The 18,028-nt window shown below is 68.2% G+C and carries 14 protein-coding genes; 5 read left to right on the forward strand and 9 right to left on the reverse strand.

The features are described from left to right. Positions 1-215: 215 nt before the first annotated feature. On the reverse strand, positions 216-1,826 hold the full coding sequence (locus OHA72_RS10180; RefSeq protein ID WP_327007588.1) for a hypothetical protein: 1,611 nt from the start codon (positions 1,824-1,826) through the stop codon (positions 216-218). After that, positions 1,823-5,059, reverse strand: a complete 3,237-nt coding sequence (locus tag OHA72_RS10185) for an AfsR/SARP family transcriptional regulator (protein ID WP_327007589.1) — start codon at positions 5,057-5,059, stop codon at positions 1,823-1,825. The genes OHA72_RS10180 and OHA72_RS10185 overlap by 4 nt, the downstream gene beginning before the upstream one ends. Before the next feature lie 518 nt (positions 5,060-5,577). Here OHA72_RS10185 and OHA72_RS10190 point away from each other — a divergent pair. Continuing rightward, entirely contained in the window at positions 5,578-6,261 is a 684-nt protein-coding gene (locus OHA72_RS10190) for a hypothetical protein (RefSeq protein WP_327007590.1), read from the forward strand. A 756-nt stretch (positions 6,262-7,017) separates the two neighbouring features. Here the strand turns inward: OHA72_RS10190 and OHA72_RS10195 are convergent. After that, on the reverse strand, positions 7,018-7,218 hold the full coding sequence (locus tag OHA72_RS10195; RefSeq protein ID WP_327007591.1) for a hypothetical protein: 201 nt from the start codon (positions 7,216-7,218) through the stop codon (positions 7,018-7,020). Positions 7,219-7,293: 75 nt separating this feature from the next. Next, positions 7,294-8,994: a hypothetical protein gene (locus OHA72_RS10200; protein WP_327007592.1), complete on the reverse strand. Its 1,701-nt coding sequence runs from the start codon at positions 8,992-8,994 to the stop codon at positions 7,294-7,296. 294 nt (positions 8,995-9,288) lie between these two features. Here OHA72_RS10200 and OHA72_RS10205 point away from each other — a divergent pair, with 294 nt between their 5' ends. The 3 genes from OHA72_RS10205 to OHA72_RS10215 all read left to right on the forward strand — a co-directional run bounded on the left by OHA72_RS10205 (position 9,289) and on the right by OHA72_RS10215 (position 10,946). Then, positions 9,289-9,432, forward strand: a complete 144-nt coding sequence (locus OHA72_RS10205) for a hypothetical protein (protein ID WP_327007593.1) — start codon at positions 9,289-9,291, stop codon at positions 9,430-9,432. 330 nt (positions 9,433-9,762) lie between these two features. Further along, the gene (locus tag OHA72_RS10210) at positions 9,763-10,362 is read left to right on the forward strand and encodes a hypothetical protein (protein ID WP_327007594.1); all 600 of its coding nucleotides are present in this window, start codon (positions 9,763-9,765) and stop codon (positions 10,360-10,362) included. A 158-nt stretch (positions 10,363-10,520) separates the two neighbouring features. After that, on the forward strand, positions 10,521-10,946 hold the full coding sequence (locus tag OHA72_RS10215; protein WP_327007595.1) for a hypothetical protein: 426 nt from the start codon (positions 10,521-10,523) through the stop codon (positions 10,944-10,946). 116 nt (positions 10,947-11,062) lie between these two features. On the opposite strand, the gene OHA72_RS10220 is transcribed toward OHA72_RS10215, so the two are convergent. From OHA72_RS10220 to OHA72_RS10230, 3 genes are all read right to left on the reverse strand, one after another. Next, the gene (locus tag OHA72_RS10220) at positions 11,063-12,232 is read right to left on the reverse strand and encodes an IS110 family RNA-guided transposase (protein ID WP_327007596.1); all 1,170 of its coding nucleotides are present in this window, start codon (positions 12,230-12,232) and stop codon (positions 11,063-11,065) included. Positions 12,233-12,626: 394 nt separating this feature from the next. Further along, the gene (locus OHA72_RS10225; protein WP_327007597.1) at positions 12,627-14,084 is read right to left on the reverse strand and encodes a nucleotidyl transferase AbiEii/AbiGii toxin family protein; all 1,458 of its coding nucleotides are present in this window, start codon (positions 14,082-14,084) and stop codon (positions 12,627-12,629) included. A gap of 243 nt (positions 14,085-14,327) precedes the next feature. After that, positions 14,328-14,735: a hypothetical protein gene (locus OHA72_RS10230; protein WP_327007598.1), complete on the reverse strand. Its 408-nt coding sequence runs from the start codon at positions 14,733-14,735 to the stop codon at positions 14,328-14,330. A 348-nt stretch (positions 14,736-15,083) separates the two neighbouring features. Here OHA72_RS10230 and OHA72_RS10235 point away from each other — a divergent pair, with 348 nt between their 5' ends. After that, complete coding sequence (locus OHA72_RS10235; protein WP_327007599.1) at positions 15,084-16,124, forward strand: hypothetical protein; 1,041 nt, start codon at positions 15,084-15,086, stop codon at positions 16,122-16,124. Between the two features lie 242 nt (positions 16,125-16,366). Here OHA72_RS10235 and OHA72_RS10240 read toward each other — a convergent pair whose 3' ends face one another. Both OHA72_RS10240 and OHA72_RS10245 read right to left on the reverse strand, forming a co-directional pair. Beyond that, the gene (locus tag OHA72_RS10240) at positions 16,367-16,855 is read right to left on the reverse strand and encodes a hypothetical protein (protein ID WP_327007600.1); all 489 of its coding nucleotides are present in this window, start codon (positions 16,853-16,855) and stop codon (positions 16,367-16,369) included. Between the two features lie 216 nt (positions 16,856-17,071). Next, on the reverse strand, positions 17,072-17,911 hold the full coding sequence (locus tag OHA72_RS10245; protein WP_327007601.1) for a tetratricopeptide repeat protein: 840 nt from the start codon (positions 17,909-17,911) through the stop codon (positions 17,072-17,074). Positions 17,912-18,028 lie beyond the last annotated feature (117 nt).

The raw sequence follows: 18,028 nt of genomic DNA on the forward strand, positions 1-18,028 counted from the left end.
GCGGTGAGCGTGCGCCGCCACGGACGCCTGCGCCGGCCTGCCGGTGTCCCGTCCAGCAGCCGGGTCCGTCCTCGACGGCGCGCTGTGCCGGCGGGCCGACGGCCCCGCCGGTCGGCACTGGTCCGGGAAGCGTCCTCACCGCAGGTGTCCGGGCAGCGCCTGGCGGGAGCGCAAGGCGCTGGCATCGCCGAGCGCGGCGTACGGCCCGGTGCGGGTCATGGGTTGATGTCGTCGGTCTGCGGCCAGTACCGGCGGACGGTGCGTTCGGAGCGCCCGATCCGGGCCGCGATGTCACGGGGATGCGGGTCGGCTTCCCGCTGGTACCAGTAGGCGACCGCGGCGGCGGTGTCCTGCGGCACCGTGTCCCCGTCCCCACCGCCGTCCCCACCGCCGTGCCCGCCGGCACGGTCCCGGCCGGCACCGTCGCCGTCGCTGTCCTCGTCCTGTTCGTTGTGGCGTTTCACGAGGGTGTCCCGAGACGTGTGGTGCTCGGAGCCGGGACGCGGACGTTCGACGGACGCGGCGGCGTAGAGGCCCGTGCTCAGCTCGGGTTGCACCGCGTCCTGCCCTTGTGCCCGGACTGCGGAGGCCGTCATCGGGTGGGACGACCCCGCCACTGGTGCGGCGGCCGCGGTGTCGTCGGGCGGGACCCCGGCTGTGGCGGCTGGACCGGTGGTGATGGGTGGGCGGTCGTGCCCCTGCCGGTTGCCGTGAACTACCGCGGGCGCGGTCCGCTGTGTCGTCGGCGGCGCCGGCGGTGCCTGGACGGCCGTGGGTGGTTGCTCGCCTTCGGCGGATGCCGGTGCGCCGCTGTCGATGGTGTCGGCGGCAGCTGCCTGCGCGCTGGCCGGGGTCAGGTCGGGGCTGTCGGTGGCGGGGCCGGCTTGTGGTGCTGGTGGCGGCGCGGTCGTGGTGCGGGCAGGTGCGGTGTGCTGGTCTGCGTGGTGGGGTGTCGGTGGGGTGAGCCGGGCTGGGGTGAGGTCATGGGCGATGAGGGCGGTGAGGCCGTCGTAGTCGGCGCTGTCGGCGAGGCGTTCGGCGATGACGTCGAGGTCGTAGACGGCGACGGCGATGTCGGCGGTGGTCGGGTCGACAGCGGCGCGGATCTTGCGGTGCAGGACTGCGGCGATCGCTTTTCGGCGCCGTTGGGCGTCGAGTTCGGCGCGGGCCGCGTGCAGCGATGCGTACAGGCCCAGGTCCGGGTGGGCCTTCGCGATGGATCTGGCGCGGCGGGTGAGCCAGGGGTGACGCATCCAGTGCCCGACCGGTTCGTAGGCGGGGGTGGTCGGGGGTAGGACGCCGTGGGCGCGGAGCCGGTCGCGGCGGGAGTTCCCGGCGTGGGTCAGCCAGACCAGGTACCCCAACGCTGACATCCCGGCGAAGAACCCACCGAGCAGCGGCTCCGGATGCGCGGTCCAGTTGAACGCGACAGCGCCGGCGGCGACGACCGCGGACAGGACCCGCGACCCGATCGCGTGTTCGCCGAGCCGGCGCCGGACGTCGGCGTTGGCGAGGACCACGACACCGCCGAGTTCCAGCGCGGCGACCGCGGGGACCGCCCACACCAGTGGGATGTGCAGTGACTGCACCGCGCCGGACACCTGCCCGGCGAGCGCGACCACGAGCACCACCAGGTAGAAGCCGCGCCGCATCACGGCCGCCTGTCGTACCGCCTGCTGCAGCTGCGTGTCGACGTCCTGCCGGTCGGCGGACGACGGTGACTGGACGCTGGCGTGCCGCGCGGCGACTGCGCCAGCGCGAGGGGCGCCTGTGCCGGGTCGCTGCCGCACGCCGTTGACGGGTCGGGTGTTCGCCGGGCTGCTCATGCCGCCGCGTCCGCGTCCGTGTCGGTGCCGCGCACCGGGCGCACCGGGAGCGGCGGGAGCGGCGGGAGCGGTCCGCCTGGTGCGGGAACGGTGGTCTGGGTGGCTCGAGGTCCGGTCCGGTCGTCGGCGGCGCGGATGGCCGGCGTGCCGGTCCGCTGCGGCTGGTCCGGCTGGTTCGGCTGGTCCGGCTGGTCCGGTCGGCTGGGCTGCTGCCGCGGGTTGCGGCGGGTTGCGGTCGGTGTGGCGGTCAGGAGGCGGTCGGCGAGGGCGGAGGTCTCGTCGCTCGGTTCGGCGTCGAGGTCGGCGAGTTGCCGGGTCAGGGTGTGGCGCAGTGCTCGGACGGTGTCGGGGCGGCCGAGCGCGGCGTTGGCGCGCATCGCGGCCTGGTACAGCACTTCGGTGTACGGGCTGTGCCCGATCGCGGCGTCGAGGATCCGTAGGACGCGGTCGGGTTCGTCGGCGAGGGCGTCGGCGAGGGCGAGTGCCGCGTCGACGGCGTGGCGTCGGGCGGCCTCCCGGTGCGGTTCGACCCATTCGTAGTCGACCCCGTCGGCGAGGTGCCCGCGGTAGGTCTGCACGGCGTGTTGCCGGGCGGCGATGCGTTCGGCGGGGTCGTCGGCGAGTTCCGCTTGCTGGATGGCTGCGCGTAGCTGCCACAGGTCGACGTCGAACGCGTCGCGGTTGAGCAGGTACCGCTGTCCGGTTCGGATGATGTAGGTGCCGGCGCCGCCGGCGTGGCGTAGGACATGCCGCAGGTTGGAGACGTAGGTGTGCAGGCGGTGGACGGCCTTGTTGGCGGGGGCGTCGGGCAGCAGGTCGTCGAGGATGGACTCGTAGTGCACTGGGGTGTCGTGGACCGCCAGGTATGCCAGGAGTTCGAGGGACTTCGGCCGTAGCGGGTCCTGGCTGGCTTCGGCGTTCACGACCCGCGGTGCGCCGAGCAGTTCCACCGATACGCGGCCGGCCGGCCCGGTCGGCACCTCGGTGATCGCATCATCGGCTCCCGCTCCGCTGCCGACGGCGACAGCGGGATCCGGCTCCGGTGCGTCCGGCGGCCTCGGCTGCTCGGCGGCACCAGCGGAGCCGGGTGCGGCTGGGCGCGGCGCCGGGGCCGGGGCCACGTCGGGACCGGGTCGTGCGATGCCGCCGTGCGTGGTGCCGGTGGCGGGATCGCTCGTGTCGTCCGGCGGGGTGGACCCGCCGGAGGATGCCGGGGGTTGCCCGGTGTGGGCCTCGGCGAGCACGTTGAGCAGGTCAACGGCCTCAGTGACGGTCAGTACCGTCAACCGTCCGACATCGGCGGCGTGACGAGCGCTGCTCGCGGCCGTGGTTGCGGTCGGACTGGCGCTGTTCGGGGTGGCTGGGCTGGTGGTGCCGTCCGCGGCGACGGTGGCGGTGTCACCGTGCGGCCAGGCGCCGAGCAGGACACCGTGTATGTCGAGTCGCCGCCCCTGCTGCAGTAGGGCGGCGACCCGCCCGCCGTGCACGTCCGATGCGTCGGTAAGGAGGACTATCGGCGGCAGGGGTTCCTCGAGCGGATCGGCGCGGCGTACCTCGGCCACGGTGTCCACGGCATGCTGCTGCAGCACCCGGCTGCGGTGCAACGCGCCGGTCTCGATACGGTCCAGCGCCTCCGGCAGCCCGTCGGTGATCACGATCCGGGGCATGTCCGGGAGCGTGGGTCCGGTCCCGAACAACCGCCCGGCGGTCGACGCCGGGATGACCACCACCGTTCGGGCCGCTGGGTCGTCGGCGCCGTCGGCGACGGCGGTGACCAGCAGCCCGCGGGCGGCGGCGTCCGCGCCGCCTCCGACCAGACCCAGTCCGGCGGGGCGACGCCACCCCGATCCGGGCCTGATCCGGTCCGCTCCGGCCGAGTTCCGGTCCTCCTCGGCGCGGTCAGCGTGGCCGGCGTCGTGGTCGCCGCCAAGCTGATGTTCGACGATGGCATCGGGGGACAGGCGCGGCTCTTCCGCTGCGATGCGGTGGTCATTGCCGTCGTCTGCGTCCGTGCCGCTGCCAGCGTGGGCGTCGGCAGGTGCCGGATCAGCGGCCGGCGCCACTGTGGCGGACCTGCCAGGGGAGCTGGCATCGGTGCGTCGTCGGAGCATCCGGACGACGGCGGGCATGGCAGCGATGTCGGTGTCGTGGGATCGAGCCACCGCTGACGGGGTTGCCGGTGTGTAGCGTCGGCGGCGGTGGGCCCAGACCAGCGCCGCCGCCGCGATGATCGCCGCCGCGAGCCCGGCGTCGACCCAGCTGCCGCTGAACAGCTGGAACCCCGGCTCCTGCCGGTCGGTCTGGCCGGTGCGGGCACCGGTGTCTACGCCGGTGCCGGCGGGCACCGGTGTGACGGAGACCGACGCGGGACTGGAGGGGTGCTCGTCGGTGACGCCGTCGTCCGGCGCCTGTCCGTCGACCCCCGCAGGTGGTCCCGGGATGCTCGGCTGGGTCTGTGCCGCGGGGGGCGCCGTCACGGCTCCCGACCCGGGATCGGTGTGTGTGGTGGGGGCTGGTGGGGTGTCGTCCGGCAGCGTCAGGACCCAGGCCGGCTCGATGTGGTCACCACCGTGCATGCGGCCGGCCCGGTCGTAGCGGCCGGCGTTGAGCCGGTAGATCTCCTGCCACCGGTGCGGATCACCCAGACACCGCTCGGAGATGCTCCACAACGTGTCGCCCCGCCGCACGGTCACAGTCATCGGCTGGCCGTGTGTCCTGTGCGTCCTGAGCGCAGCGCTGCCCGGGCCGGTGACCTGCCGCACCGGGACGATCGACGTGTCCACGGACACCCGGACCAGGTCCGGTATCGCGGTCGCCGCGTCCGCCGCCGAGGCTGGTAGGACCTCGGTCGGCGGACCAACCGTGTGCATCGCTGTACCGGACGGCGGCGCCCCACCGGCAGCGGAGGAGCCTGCGGTCACCGAAGTGATCCCCATCAGCAGCGACCCGGCGAGGGTGGTGACGGTGGTCCGCAACGGTGCCGGCAGCAGCCGGACGGCCCAGGCACCATGCGTGAGCACCGCGGCGACGTCCAGGACGACAGCGACGACGAGCCACGCCCACAGCAGCCACCCCGTTGCGGCCACGGCGAACACCAGCACCGGCACGGTCATCGGCTCCGCGGCCGCAGCGCCGACATCCAGGTCCAGCCACACCTGCCGCGTCGTCACCAGCGCTACCGGCAGACCGAACAGCGCGCACAGCAACGTCAACCAGCCACCGACCCGCCGCAACGCCGCCACCACACGCCGGCGACGTCGATACGCCGACCGTCGACAGAGCCGACGGCCGTGCGGCACGACCGGCGGCGAGGTACGGCGGCGGGATTCCAGTCGTCCGACAAGCATCGTGATCGCACTCCATGTAGGCCGACATCGATGGATGCCTGTGACGGTAAACCGCAACCGGTCACGATGACCCCGACCGGCCGGTCACACCGAATCACACGTGGTCACACCACGTCACACGTGGTAACACGGCAGGTCAACGCGCCTTACGTTGGTGTGTCCGTGACCGGCGCAGTCGCGCGCCTCGAACCCATTGCAAGGACCACAATTGGACTTGGGTCATTACCTCGCGGCGCTGCTGTTCTTGTCGCGGCTTCCTGAAGACTGACCCCCAGCGGATTCGCAGGTTCCCCAAGAGGGGTCAAATTTCAAAAATCGGCGACAGTTCTCGCAGATCGAGAACCAGTCCTTGCGGGTCATCTGCCGCGACGGCAGGTCGCGATCCGGTTGTCTAGGCTGTCTTCGTGTCGCCACCAGGTGAAGATCCACAGCGCGCTGGCCCGCGCTCGCTGTTTCCGCTGGACGCCGGCGCCGTGGTTCCTGGCGCGGTCGTCGAACTACTGCGGATGTTGGGCCAGGCGTGCAATGATGCCGGCTTGGCCGTGCTCGGCGCGCAGTCCCAGTTCGCCTATGCGGCAGAGGCGTTCTGGCGGCTGACGGACCAGAGCCCCAACATGTTGACCTGGGTCGCCGAGCAGCATTACTTCGCCTGCCGCGATCACGTGGAACGTCTGACCGCCATGTATGCCCAGGCGGCTGCCCGCTACGCGGTCTGCGCGGTGGAGATCGCGAGTCGGGTCGCTGATGGACAGCCCGCCGCGGTGCCTACGTCGCTGCCAACCCTGCCATCGGACGTCCTCGTCCTGGCGCAGATCCACGTCCCGCTGCTGCAGATTCCGGAACGGGCGGTTGCCAGCCGGCAACGCCGTCGCCTCGCCGTGGAGAACGCCGGCCTCGCCGGCGACCATCAGCGTCTGACCGCCGCGATGGCAGCCGTCGAAAGCCCCGCAACCACCTTCGATGATCCCGACGAGGTGGACCAGCGCCAGGCGGCCGATCTGTTGGAGACGGAGTTTCCTTCCACCCTGCATGAGTATGCAACCGCATGCGCGTTCGCGCTTGCCATCATGTCCGTGCCGGAACGGTAGGGCGTGTCGCTATCCACACCAGCTGCCTGGACCTGGTGTGGATGCCGGACCAGCTCCCGCTCACACACGGCGGCGATGGGCTCAGTCCGAGACGTCGTCCCGTTCGACCGCCCGCATCTGGAGGCGCTGATCCCTGGCGTGGCCACCGGGCCCGAGCTCGTCACAGCGGCGAACCGATCGGTTTCCGTGTACGGCCGGGCGAACGTGCCGCTGGCGGCGTTGCTGCATCCGCGGGCGCCCCGACCCGCCGTCGCTGCAGCTCGGCGTGCCGGACGAGTTCACCCCAGCGGCGATGGCGCCTCGGTGGCCGTGACGAACCACGAGATCGGCCCCGCCCGGTCATATTTGGCCCCAGCATGATCGAATCGACCTCACGCCGCAGCAACCGTATGTAGTTGGTGTTGATAGGTCACCGGCGCGCACTCATGCCGATGAGCGAGCACGTGATCTTGGCGATGGCGATCTTGGCAAGTCCGGTCGAGCGGTCCCCGCCGGGGATGGCCTCAGGCGTTGACCGGAAAGCTCTCTCGGCCGTATGGCCGCGCGGATACAGGGCCTCGTATGACGGAGCAGCTAGAGCTCGCTGGTGACGGGTCACCCGCGACCCTCCGCATCGGCAACTACCAAGCAGTCACTTTTCGCCGTTTCGTGCCGGATCCCTTCCGCTTGCCACCGGATAACGCGCCTCGGCCGCAATTAACAAGCTACTTGTGCTGATATCTCCTCTTGGGCGGTCGGAGCCTGAATTTGAACGCCTCAGGTGCGATCATCCTCGTGCATCGCTGCCCATAGTCGCCCAATGGGGAGTTGCTCGACCACCTGATCGCGGCCACGCTCCACACGCATGTCCAACGACAGTGCGGCACAGATGTTCGCGGTCGCCACAAGGTCATCGTCGGGACCTGTGGCGAACCGATCGACCATCTCCTCCGCACCGGGTTCGCCTGTCTGCGCCATCCGCGTCGCGGAATCTTGACCCAGGCGCCGCCATGCTGCGAAGTACGAGTGCCCGTCCCTCGACATTCCATCTCCCTAGTTGGTGTCGAGCGTCGCCACGACGGCGTGGTATTCACGATACGACGTGACGACGCGGACCAGAATCACGAAGAACGTCGTAAGAGCGATCACCGACAGGGCAATCCATCTCAGCGTGGTCCCCGGAAGGTCGACGGCTCCCCCGAAAATCGTTGCATCCTTCGGGATCACATTCCGTTTCTGATTTGCATCGAGGACGTAGATCAGGGCCGCCGAGGCGGATGCCGCAAGCGCTACGCCGAAGCTTGCAAAGGCTGCGAACGACGCCTCCCTTAGCCGCTCCGCCGAATGCCCGAACAGGGACGCCGCCAACGCAGGTAACGCCAGCAGCAGGGCTGGAATGTCGGAATTCGTATCCGACCCGCCATCTTTGAGACCAGGCTGGGCTATGGTGAATGTCACGATCAGAACTGCCGAGGCAAGGGCGACGATCAGTGCCGGAACCATGGCTCCCGGCGGTACTTCTTTGACCGTTACGGTCGTCACCAACTTCCGGACGGGCCAGACGTCAAGGTTTCGAATGAGCAACTGAGCGCTCGACAGGGTGCGCTTCTTTCTCAGCCTGATGTACGGACGGGGGCGCGGGCGATGGCCGGGCGGGTCGTAATCATCCTGCTTGACGTATCCGCCTGAGACGAGATCGAACAGTGAATGTTGGGCCACATACTGGGTCGCCCTCGCCTGCAGCGAGAACCGGTAGTGCGGCACGACGAACGGCCAAGAGACGGGAACAGCCGTTACATTCGTTGTCAGTCCGACCATGCTCCTGACCCATTCGGCCTTCGCGACGACAGCGCTTTTCACCGGAACGGTCCGGCTATACTCGATGACCGTATCGGTCCTCAACAGTTCTAAAGGAAGCCGGACACCGATTACGTAGAACTTTCCCAGGTACGCACAGAGCCACTTCAGCGCCTCCAGCCTTGGACGATCGGCGATGGGCACCGAGCCGAGGAGGTTATTCACCCGCCTGATGCAGTCGTCAATCACCTGGTCGTCGAGGACGCCCTGTCCACACGCCAGCAGGGTGAGATGTCCCAGGGCGCCCTCGTAATGCGGAGCGAGCGTCATCAGTGTTGCGGGTCCTGTTCCCAAGACGGCGCGCCGATAGAGAATGTCGATCGCGAACGCCAGCATGCCCTGAATTTCCGCATACTCCGCCACTGCGAGTCGCTCGCCGGCAGCATCCCTGATAATCAGGTCTTCGAGCATCGTCCCACGTCTCAGGTGAATGAGCGGAACAACCACGTTGTCCGGCGGTGAGGTCACCATGGTGAACATCTGAGACGGCAGGCCCAACGTTAGGACTGTCGTGACGGACAGTGCCCTGTCGTCGATCAGGCTCACATGTTCCTCCGCAGATCTATAGAAACGCTGATCGTGGAGAAAGTTGGTGAAGTAGAAGATGTAGCTGCGCGAATAGCGATTTCGCGCAAGACTCTTGGCGAACAAGATCTGCTCCAACTGCTCATACCGGCCAGGCAACACCGGCGGCCCGACCTCCGTGTTTCGGTACGAGCTTCCTATCGCCATTCTCAGCGTCAGGTAAATCCCGACGAGGACCGCCATGGACGCCACCAACGATCCCCGCGCCACGCCCGACAGGTATCCGTCACCGATCACGACGGGCAGGATCACCAGCGCTGACGCCATACAGACCAGGGACCATGCCCGCAACCGCCGCTGGAGGTTGTTCAACGACTGCTCCCCACGAGTTCTCGCGCGGCACCGCTGCACGGAATTGAAGCAGCGCCGAGCACGGCCTGTCGATGCATCGGTCGAACCTGTCGCACGACCGAACGAATTGGCTAGTACATGCACAGTCTTCCATAGCAGCGGGCCAACTTTTTGATGATCCGGTCGGCTCGCCCGGCTGAACGTCCTGCAATGCTGACGTTCTGCCCGCAAGTTTCGCCTGCCGGATGGTTCCGCGGCAGACGTGCTGCGTGTTACGTAAGGGGTGTCTCGCTTGGTGATCTTTGTGAGTCGGCGGTGGCGGACGAGAATGGCGGCGAAGTCGGCGAAGGCTTGGAAATGCTCGGCTTTGCGTTCGTAGCGGAGGGCCAAGCGGCGGTTGTTCATGAACCAGGGCAGGCAGGACTCGACGATCCACCGGTGCCGGACCAGCCGATGTGAGGACTCGACACTTTTGCGGGCGGTGCGGACCGCGATGCCTCTGCGGCGGATCTCTGCCCGGATCGCCTTGTGGGCGTAAGCCTAGCGGCAATGTGGATCACCTATGAAGCTAGCAAACGAACTATCCGCGGCGCCGAGGTACTTGAGGCACGCATTGAGGTACGTCGGCTCGTTGAGTAGAGCCAGTCAGCGCGCACTCATCTGCCGCTGCGGGCGCTCGGTGGGCGGTCAGGGGTCGTTACCGACGGTGAGTGGCTCGCCGAGCCTGGGCATCCGATCATGCCGATGACAGCGCACTCGACTTTTGACCTAGGCTGACCGGCAGACGGCTTGTTTGAGGGCGGGGCGGGCAACGGCGGCCACGTGCAGCCGTGCTCGCCGGATGTCGTCGCTTCGGTCAGGCCTTCGGCAATCCGGCGGGAGGGCATGATGGGCCTCGGGGCCAGGCTTGGCGGGCCGCCGAATATGCGTATCCGCCTGGTGGTCGTAGCGATCGGGTGGGCAATCATTGGTGGTATCGGCGCATGCGGCTCAGGTTTCATGCTCGTGTCGGACTGGCGGGCCGCGCACGGCGGTGGCGTCACTGGCACGTTCACCCTTACCGAACCGCTAGGTTGTGATCGTTACCAGCCGCCGCGGCAGCGGTGCGGCTGGTTCGGGGATTTTCGCAGCGATGACGGCAAGAAAGTCCGCCGGCACATGGAGTTGGCCGGGGGACTGCCCATGGGTGCTGAGGTGGGCGACATGCTTCCGGCACGCGACGCCGGCAGCCTGACCGCGGTCTACCAGGTCAACGACAAGAATCGTTGGCGATCGACGGCAGGGCTCTTTGCCGTGTTTTCTGCCGCGTTCCTGCTCGGCATCATCGTGCTGCAACCGTGGTCGTGGCGGGCCCGGCTCAGGCGCCGCCGCGCGACGAGTCGCGGATAGTCGCTGCTGGGGTCGCGGACGGCGACGGCAAATCCGTCACGGAGGTGTCCAGCCCCAAGGAGTTCCTCCGCTAACTCCTACCGTGGTGATGGGAAGGTGCGATGAATCTCTGGTATAAGCCCCCGGCCCTTCGGATCTTCGTGGGAATCTGTTTCCTGGTGTTCGGCGTGATCGGCATGCTCGTCCTGATGGCGTCGTTCGTCCTGTCATGGCAGCAGGCGCCGCATGGTGGTGGCCGGACCGGAACCTTCACGCTCACCGAGTTCAAGGGGTGTGACCGGTTCAAGCCACCGGAGCAGCGGTGCGGCTGGTACGGCGATTTCATCAGCGATGACGGTGCCGTCGTCCGCAGCCGTCAGGAGTTGGTCGGAGGTCTGCCGAAGGGCGCGCAGGCCGGGGAGACGCTGCGCACCCGGGACGTCGGAAGCCCCGGGCTGATCTACCAGCTCGACGACGCCGAGAGCTCCGGACAGACGGTCGATTTCGTCGCCGTCGTCACGGCGATGTTCGTCGTCGGCTTGGCCCTGAGCCGGCCAGGGCGGATCAGAGCATGGCTTCGGTCGAGGTCCAGTCGACCTGCATGACCTTGACGAACTGGGTGGCCGCGTTGCCGGTCACGCAGCTCCGGGGTCAGGGCGTGGGCAAGAGTCTACAAGGGCGGTCCGGTCTGCTTGATCACCTGCGCGCACATGGTTCCCCTCTAGTCAAGGGGTGGGGCCGTGGCTGTTCTAGGCTTGCGGGTGGCGGGTCCGGGTTGTGACTTGTCCGAAGAGGCGGTTGTCGGGGTTGGGCCGCCCGCGCTGGATTGCAGAGTCGCTCCCGAGTGTCCTCCCGGACCCGTCCCGGCCGTTGCGGCGTCGCGCAGCATGCGTTTGTAGACCACGTCGGACAGGTGTCGTTTGAGGGCGCGTAGCGCCTCCATGGTGGTCTTGCCTTCGGCGAGGCGCCGGCGGTAGTAGACGCGGCCGGGTGTGTCGCGGCGCAGCTGGACGATGGCCATGATGTGCAGCACGCGATTGATACGCCGGTTGCCGAGGCGGGAGAGCCGATGGCGGTGTTGATCGCCGGAGGACGCCTCGAGTGGTGCGGTGCCGTTCCATGAGGCGAAGTGCGCGGCGGTGCGGAACCGGCGGATGTCGCCGATGTCGCCGATGAGGCGCGCGGCGGCGGATGAACCGATGCCGTAGAGCTCGGTGAGCGTGCTGCCGTAGGCCGCCAGGAGCTGGTGGAGGTGTTTGTCCGCGGCGCGGATCTTCGCGTCGATGGTGGTGAGCTCGTCGATGAGTTCACGAGCCAGGTCGTGGCGGGTCTGGGCGACGATGCCGGCTGGTGGTGGTGCGGTGCGCAGCAGGTAGCTGGCCTGGCCGCGGGTCAGGAACTTCTTGGCGCCGCCCGGAATCAGCTCCAGCAGCAGGTGATGGATGCGGCTGACCGTCTCGGTCCGGGCCCGGCCGAGTTCGTCGCGGCGATCGATCAGCAGCCGCAGCACCACCGTGACGTCCTCCGCGACCACCTGCCGCAGGCCGGGGCTGCGCAGCCCCGCCACCGCAACGCTGTGCGCGTCGACCGGATCGGTCTTGCGGCCCTGGCCGGTGTCGAACACCCGCACCCGGGCGGACAGCTTCGCCGGCACATCCAGGACCGACTCGCCGTCGGCGATGAGGCGCTGCGCGATGTGCCGGCCGATGCCACCGCACCCCTCGACGGCCCAGACCCGTTCGGCGAACCGGCGGCCGGCCGCGAGCATCCGCTGATAGCCGTCGGTGTCGGTGCCGTAGCGTCCCTGTCCGAGCACGCGTTCCCGCTCGTCGATGACCTCGATCGTCGCCGATCGCTTATGCGGATCCATGCCGATCACTACACGGCTCATATGCTGGCATCCTCCCTGCAGACGAATGAACGTTCGACAGGGAGGGCAACGCTACTTTGAGCTGGACATACCCCTCTTGAGCCACTCCCCGGGCGGTAGCCGGCGGGCGCACACCATGTGAGAGTCACACCCGTGATGCCGTGGACAGCCGCAGAACAGAGCAACCCACCAGCCACCTCGACCCAGCCTGGCCGGGCACAGGTCGTAGATCCAATTAAATAAGTAGCCGCCGGTCGTGCGCGCCGTCTGTCGTTGCTGGCCACGCCATTGAACAGCGCTCTCGGTCTTTTGACGTGCCGATATTCGTGCATCAGGTGAGCGTTCCTGCCGCCGTTCGCAGGGCGCCGCGCGTGTGCTGCCGCATGGAAACGGTTGTACGGTGTGCGCGGTCAGATCAGCCGTTGATGGCGGGGAGATCTCCACTGAACGAGCGCCAGAGCGCGGTGATCAGTCGTTGCTTCCAGGCGTCGAGATCACCGGCGATGTGGGGCTGGGCAAGGCGTAGATCGTTCCAGTCGACGGTCCAACGTTCGACCGCGTAGGGGCCGAATGCGTCGGCATCGTCGCCGATCTCCCGGCGCAGCAGCTCGCGGACGATCGCCGGTTCGACGGTGGTGTGCTCAGCGAGCAGGACGGCGTCGTAGAGGTCTTTGGCCTGGGGGTTTGCGTCGGACTCCAGCCAGCACAGCTTCGAGGCAAGCGCCAGAGCGGGCGGAGTCGCGAGCATCAGGACGCCGGGCGCGACGTCGAGAAGTTCCGGGGCGACCGGCAGTTCGTCGCCGAGGATGACGTCGACCATGACGGCGGCGTCCGGGGCGTCATCTACGGTGACCGGGTAGCGCAGCCGCATGCCGGGCGCGTTGCCGTACCCCCACTGCAGCCAGGCGTCCACCCGCGACGGGTCGGGTCCGAGCTGAGCCAGGCCGTCTTGCAGTGCCTGCGCATCGCCGGCCCAGGGCTTCAAGGTGTGCAGCAGGGCGACCAGGTCGATGTCGGCGGGTTCACGGGTGGCGTCGCCGAGTTGGGCGCGCAGCGCGATGCTGCCGCACAGCACGAGCCGATCCGACCAGCGCGAGGTGGCGATCTGATGCAGCAGCGCATACATCGCCTGGCGGCGAGCCTCATGCCACCGTGCGGCCTGCGCGGCATCGGCGAAGACAGGCACCTCGCCCTTGTCGTTGCGCTGGACGCCTTTGACCCAAGGATCCTGCCGCGCGGGCGGCATCTGCATGGCCGTACCGTCGGTGAGCCAGCCGCTGTCCAGGTGCAGCGCGGTGTCGCTGACGACGTACTCCTCCTCGACCTCGACGATGTCGTGGCCGGCGGCGGTGAGCGCTTCCCGGAGGGCGGCAAGCTGCGACAGGGCGGTCGTGCGGCCAACCCGGTGGCAGCGCTGGGTCACGAACCGCTGTTCACCGTCGGTGTCACGTCGGCGGGCATTGCGGGACAGCCGTGCATTGTGCGGTACGACCAGCGCGGTGATGGACGCGAGCCGATCCGGGGCAACGTCCGGTAACCGGAGTTTGAGGTGGTGCTCGAAGTAGCGCTCGTCCGGTTCTTCGATGGCTTCGGCGTCGGTGGCTGGGACGCCGGGGTTGTCGGGGTCGGCCTCGATCTTCACCCGTACCAGGTGGATGCCGGCATCTCGCAGCCGGATCCGCTCCTCGAGAGCCTCCTCGGTGACATCCTCCCAGGTGCCATTGGCTCTGAAGGTGATCATCGGCTGCCCTGGGTGGTAGCCGCGATCGAGGACGATGTCGCTGAACTTCAACCCGTCCCGGGCCGCCATCGTCGCGACCTCGCGATGCTGGCTTGCCAGAGCGGTCAGATGTATCTCGAAGTTCCCGTGCATGGCGACACAGTCTAGGAGCGAGCGACGTTGCGCGTTGATCAGGTAGTACTGGCCAGTGCTGTGCACCGAAGCGCCTGGACGTAGCTTGCGCGCACATTTGCCGCCGGTCGTGCGCAACGGCCGACACGAAGATCGTCACGCTGTGTGGCAGCAGCTCGGCGCCGCGGCGTACTTGTGCAGCAGACCGTCGTTGAGGCGCGCGGCCGGCGGCCCGGTTGGGTGGGGTGGGCCAGGCAGCGTATCTCAGCCGATAGCCGTGTCCTGCGAGTCCAGGTTGCCGCCAGGACCGGTGAGCCGGTGTACGGCAGGACCAGGCTTCGGCGGCGGAGGTGAGGGATCGGGCCGTTGGTGCCCACATTCAAGGCGGTTTCCGTCGCTGTCGGCGACCCAGGCGCCCGCGCCGTTGCAATAGACAGCGATCGCGTCCGGGTAGTACTGGACGTCGAACGGTGCATGGGTCGTGGTGTTGCCGGGCCAGACCAGCGGTCCGTCGGCCCCGGCGGCGATGACGGTGATCATCTCGTCCGGCTTGAGCCAGTAGTCTTCGCCCCACGGCTCCAGCGCAACTTCCAGCAACGCGCTGGAGCAGTTCGTGATGCTGAGCCGTGCCTCGTGTTCAACTGTCGCCATATCACGCCATCCGCGTTGCACTTCGCTGATCGTTGCCGGTAACCGTAGCCGTCGACCGACGCCCTGCCTCGATATCGATGCGCACCGTACTCACGACCGCTTGGTTCAGGTGCGCGCTTATAGCCGCGATGAGCCTCCATCTCCGACCTTTTGCCAGTGCATTGGCGGATCTTGTTCACGTTAGTTGGCTGAGGTCGGGCCTTCGTGAGGGCCGCATCGTGGGCGCGGTGTTGGCGGAGTCAGCCGCCGTCACCGTCCGACGGTCTGCACGGCGTTGATCACCGCAGGCGGTGGCCGCACTTTCGCGGGTTGTACTGTGCGCGGATGTCCCGAACATCGCGCACCGCGGTCGCCTTCGGGCTAACCTCGGTGGGCCTCGCCGTCCTCGGCCTGGTGGTCCTGCTCTGCAGCAGCTACATCGGAGTCCGGGACACCTATGTGATCCTGGCAGCCTGGGACGTCGGCGATCCCCTCCCCGCCGACGTGCTCGATGACTTGCTCATCGCCGCCGTGTTCGAAGCCATGCTGCCGGCGACCCTGCTGGTGGCGGGGTTGCTGGTGTGCGCGGGGCTGGTGCTGGCGGGCCGGGACGCCGGGCGCGCCGCGCTGGTGTGGCTGTGTGGTGTCGGGTTTGTCGTGGCGCTGGTGCAGTACTCCAATCGCGGGCGCCTGCTGGGCAGTTGGGACTTCGTCGTGCGGATCGGCCTACCGTCGTGGGTCGGTGTGCTCGGCGTGCTGGTGGCCATGATCGGCCTGGCCGGGGCGGTGGTCAGTCTCGGCGTCCCGGCCGCCCGCCGGGCGTTCGCGGCAACCGGCACCGACCAGGCCGGCACTGAGCAGGCCGGCCGGAGCGGACCGCCAGCACCGTTGCGGGCGGTGGTGGCCCGGTTCACGGTGGGCGGCGTGCTCGGTGTTGCCGGGCCCGTCCTCATGATCGGCCACAGTCTCATGGATGACGGCGACCTGGCGGACTTCGCCGACATTGTCGGCCTCATCATGCTGGCCGGCGCCGGCGCGATCCCGGTCGCGGCCGCAGGCGCGTGCTTCGCGGCGTGGGTCGCCGGTCACGGCTGGCGGAAGGGGGTGCACATCGCCCGGATCGCCGGGGTGCTGCTGCTGCTCCTGCAGGTGTTGTCCCTGTACTGGGCTACCCGCATCATCGCCAACGGCGTGCGCGACAGCTCCTTCCTCGACAGCGACCTTAAGCTGATCGGCACGCTGATGCTCGTGACCGCCGTGGCCGGTATCGCGGCGACCCTCGGCGGGTTCGCCGGGCTGGCCGACCCGCGCAGCGAGCGGTTCCTGCGACCGGCCAGCCGCCGCCCGGCTCAGGATTGGCAGCCCGGAACGGCGGCCGATCCACGACCTGCGAACGATCCGGCGCCAGCGGGCGGCTACACCGTTCCTTAAATGTGGCTGCGCTCAGGCGTGGCAGGCAGCGGATGCCGCAACGGTTTGGCGTCCTCCACCGTACCGGCGAGCTCCGGAAGCGCATACTCATCTGCCGCGAGTCGCTCGTAACGCATCGTAACGGAGACCGAACGCCCAACGACCGTCGTGTCGAGTGGGCGCGTCGAAGGAGACGGCCGGCTTCTCTCGCACGCCACACAACTGGCCACCGAATGCTTGCGGCGCAGACGGCCGTCGTCGTGCTACGACCACGGTCCGGCGAGGAACACGACCCGGTCGTCCGTCACTTCATAGACCATCATCGGCGGATACGTGTTGTCGCCCTCGCTGTACACGAGGACCTTCTTCCCTAACGCACTGCCCAACGTCCGCAAGAATTGGCAGAACACGTCCAGCCGATCCTGGCCCTGAATCTCGTAGAGACTCACGTCGCTGAGAATCTCCTCCGCCGCCCACGGCCGCACGATCCACTCCAGGTCGCGGTCCGGCCACACCCTCAACAGCGGCAGTTCTCCGTCGACGCCACGAGCAAACAGCTGCGCTGCCCGTTTCGGCACCGGAAGCACCCGGTCACCCACCTCATACCTGCACGCCCACCCACGCGACTGGACCAACCCGAGCAGCCGACCCCAGTCGGCCACCGTCGTGTCGGCCACGATCACGTCAGGTGCGCTGCCGTTCTCGACCGGGTCGAACCACTGCTGAACCTCGTCCCACAGCACATCACACACAGCGCGATACTGCCCGAGCCCGACAGCACCGGCATCCGGATTTGCTACGGATCATGCGCACCACCGTCGCCGAACCACCCTGACCGAAGCCACCGGCCGGGGTCACGTTCGGCTTGACATCTACATTTGCTGCCAATCAGGCCCGACGCCGCCGGCCGGAATGGCTTTGATCAGCTGCTCACATCTGCCGCAGACCGGGCTCGCCGCGGGGCCGGCTCACGTAGCGATGTGAAGGTCTATCCAGGTGCCGGTGATTGATCTTTGCCAGGCGTCGAGCAGTTCGCCAGCCCTGTCCAGCGGGGCGGCGATGAGGCAGCGCTGTTCGCCGCCGAGTGATTCGGCCTCTTGCGTGACCGAGCCTTCGCTGCAGCATCTGCACAGAACGTAACCGTTGCGCAGCGGTTCGAACCCGAAGCCGTTCGCATCGAACAGATCGGCCAACGCCTCGATGCCGGCCGGTTCCGCGGTCACGGTCACCGTCAGCGTCGGTAGGTCGGACGGCTCGAACAGCATCAGTTCATCGAACACCCGATAGGTCCGATCGCCGACCACCCGATCGCCCTTGGGCTCCCCGTCGTGCACGACGATCTCGCCGTATCGCCGAGACGTGTCAAACGGCACGTTGATCACCCGAGCCCGCGTCGGGCACAGCCGCTGGACCCACACGACCTCGGATCCGGCAGCGCCGACAAGCCGCACGCACGCGCGGCCGAAGTTGCCCACAATGGGTCCCTCGCCAGGCGGCAGTTCGATGCCGAACGATTCCCACGCGTCGCGGGCGGTCACCCAGTCACGCTGGATCGTCGCGGCGATACCGAGGTTCCAGAATGCCGGGTCCTGGCCGCCGCGCGCAGCGTGCGCCGCCGCATGGACACCGAGCCGGTACGCCTGCGCCCAGTTGCGCCGGAACTTGTACGCCAGCGCGGCGTCATACCACCACTCGCCGACCCGTGGGTCATCCGGCGCCTGAACGGCGAGCTGCTCGTACAACGTCGCCGACCGTTCCCAGTCCTGCGCCGCCCACGCGTCCCGCGCCTCGCGGACAAGTTCGTCCATCACCGTTCCCTTCGACCGGACGGCGAGCGTACACCTCAAACACCAAACCATGATCGGGTACACGGATCTGCCGCAGACAACGCGCGTCGAGCTCCTAACACGCATCACTGTGCGTAG

The organism is Dactylosporangium sp. NBC_01737, assembly GCF_035963215.1.
Lineage (GTDB): Bacteria > Actinomycetota > Actinomycetes > Mycobacteriales > Micromonosporaceae > Dactylosporangium.

What these genes read in the sequence shown, in the direction of transcription:
- OHA72_RS10180 (WP_327007588.1), bottom strand. Translation starts at nt 1,826, where the DNA reads ATGAGCAGCCCGGCGAACACCCGACCCGTCAACGGCGTGCGGCAGCGA.
- OHA72_RS10195 (WP_327007591.1), bottom strand. Translation starts at nt 7,218, where the DNA reads ATGGCGCAGACAGGCGAACCCGGTGCGGAGGAGATGGTCGATCGGTTC.
- OHA72_RS10220 (WP_327007596.1), bottom strand. Translation starts at nt 12,232, where the DNA reads ATGAGCCGTGTAGTGATCGGCATGGATCCGCATAAGCGATCGGCGACG.
- OHA72_RS10225 (WP_327007597.1), bottom strand. Translation starts at nt 14,084, where the DNA reads ATGCACGGGAACTTCGAGATACATCTGACCGCTCTGGCAAGCCAGCAT.
- OHA72_RS10245 (WP_327007601.1), bottom strand. Translation starts at nt 17,911, where the DNA reads ATGGACGAACTTGTCCGCGAGGCGCGGGACGCGTGGGCGGCGCAGGAC.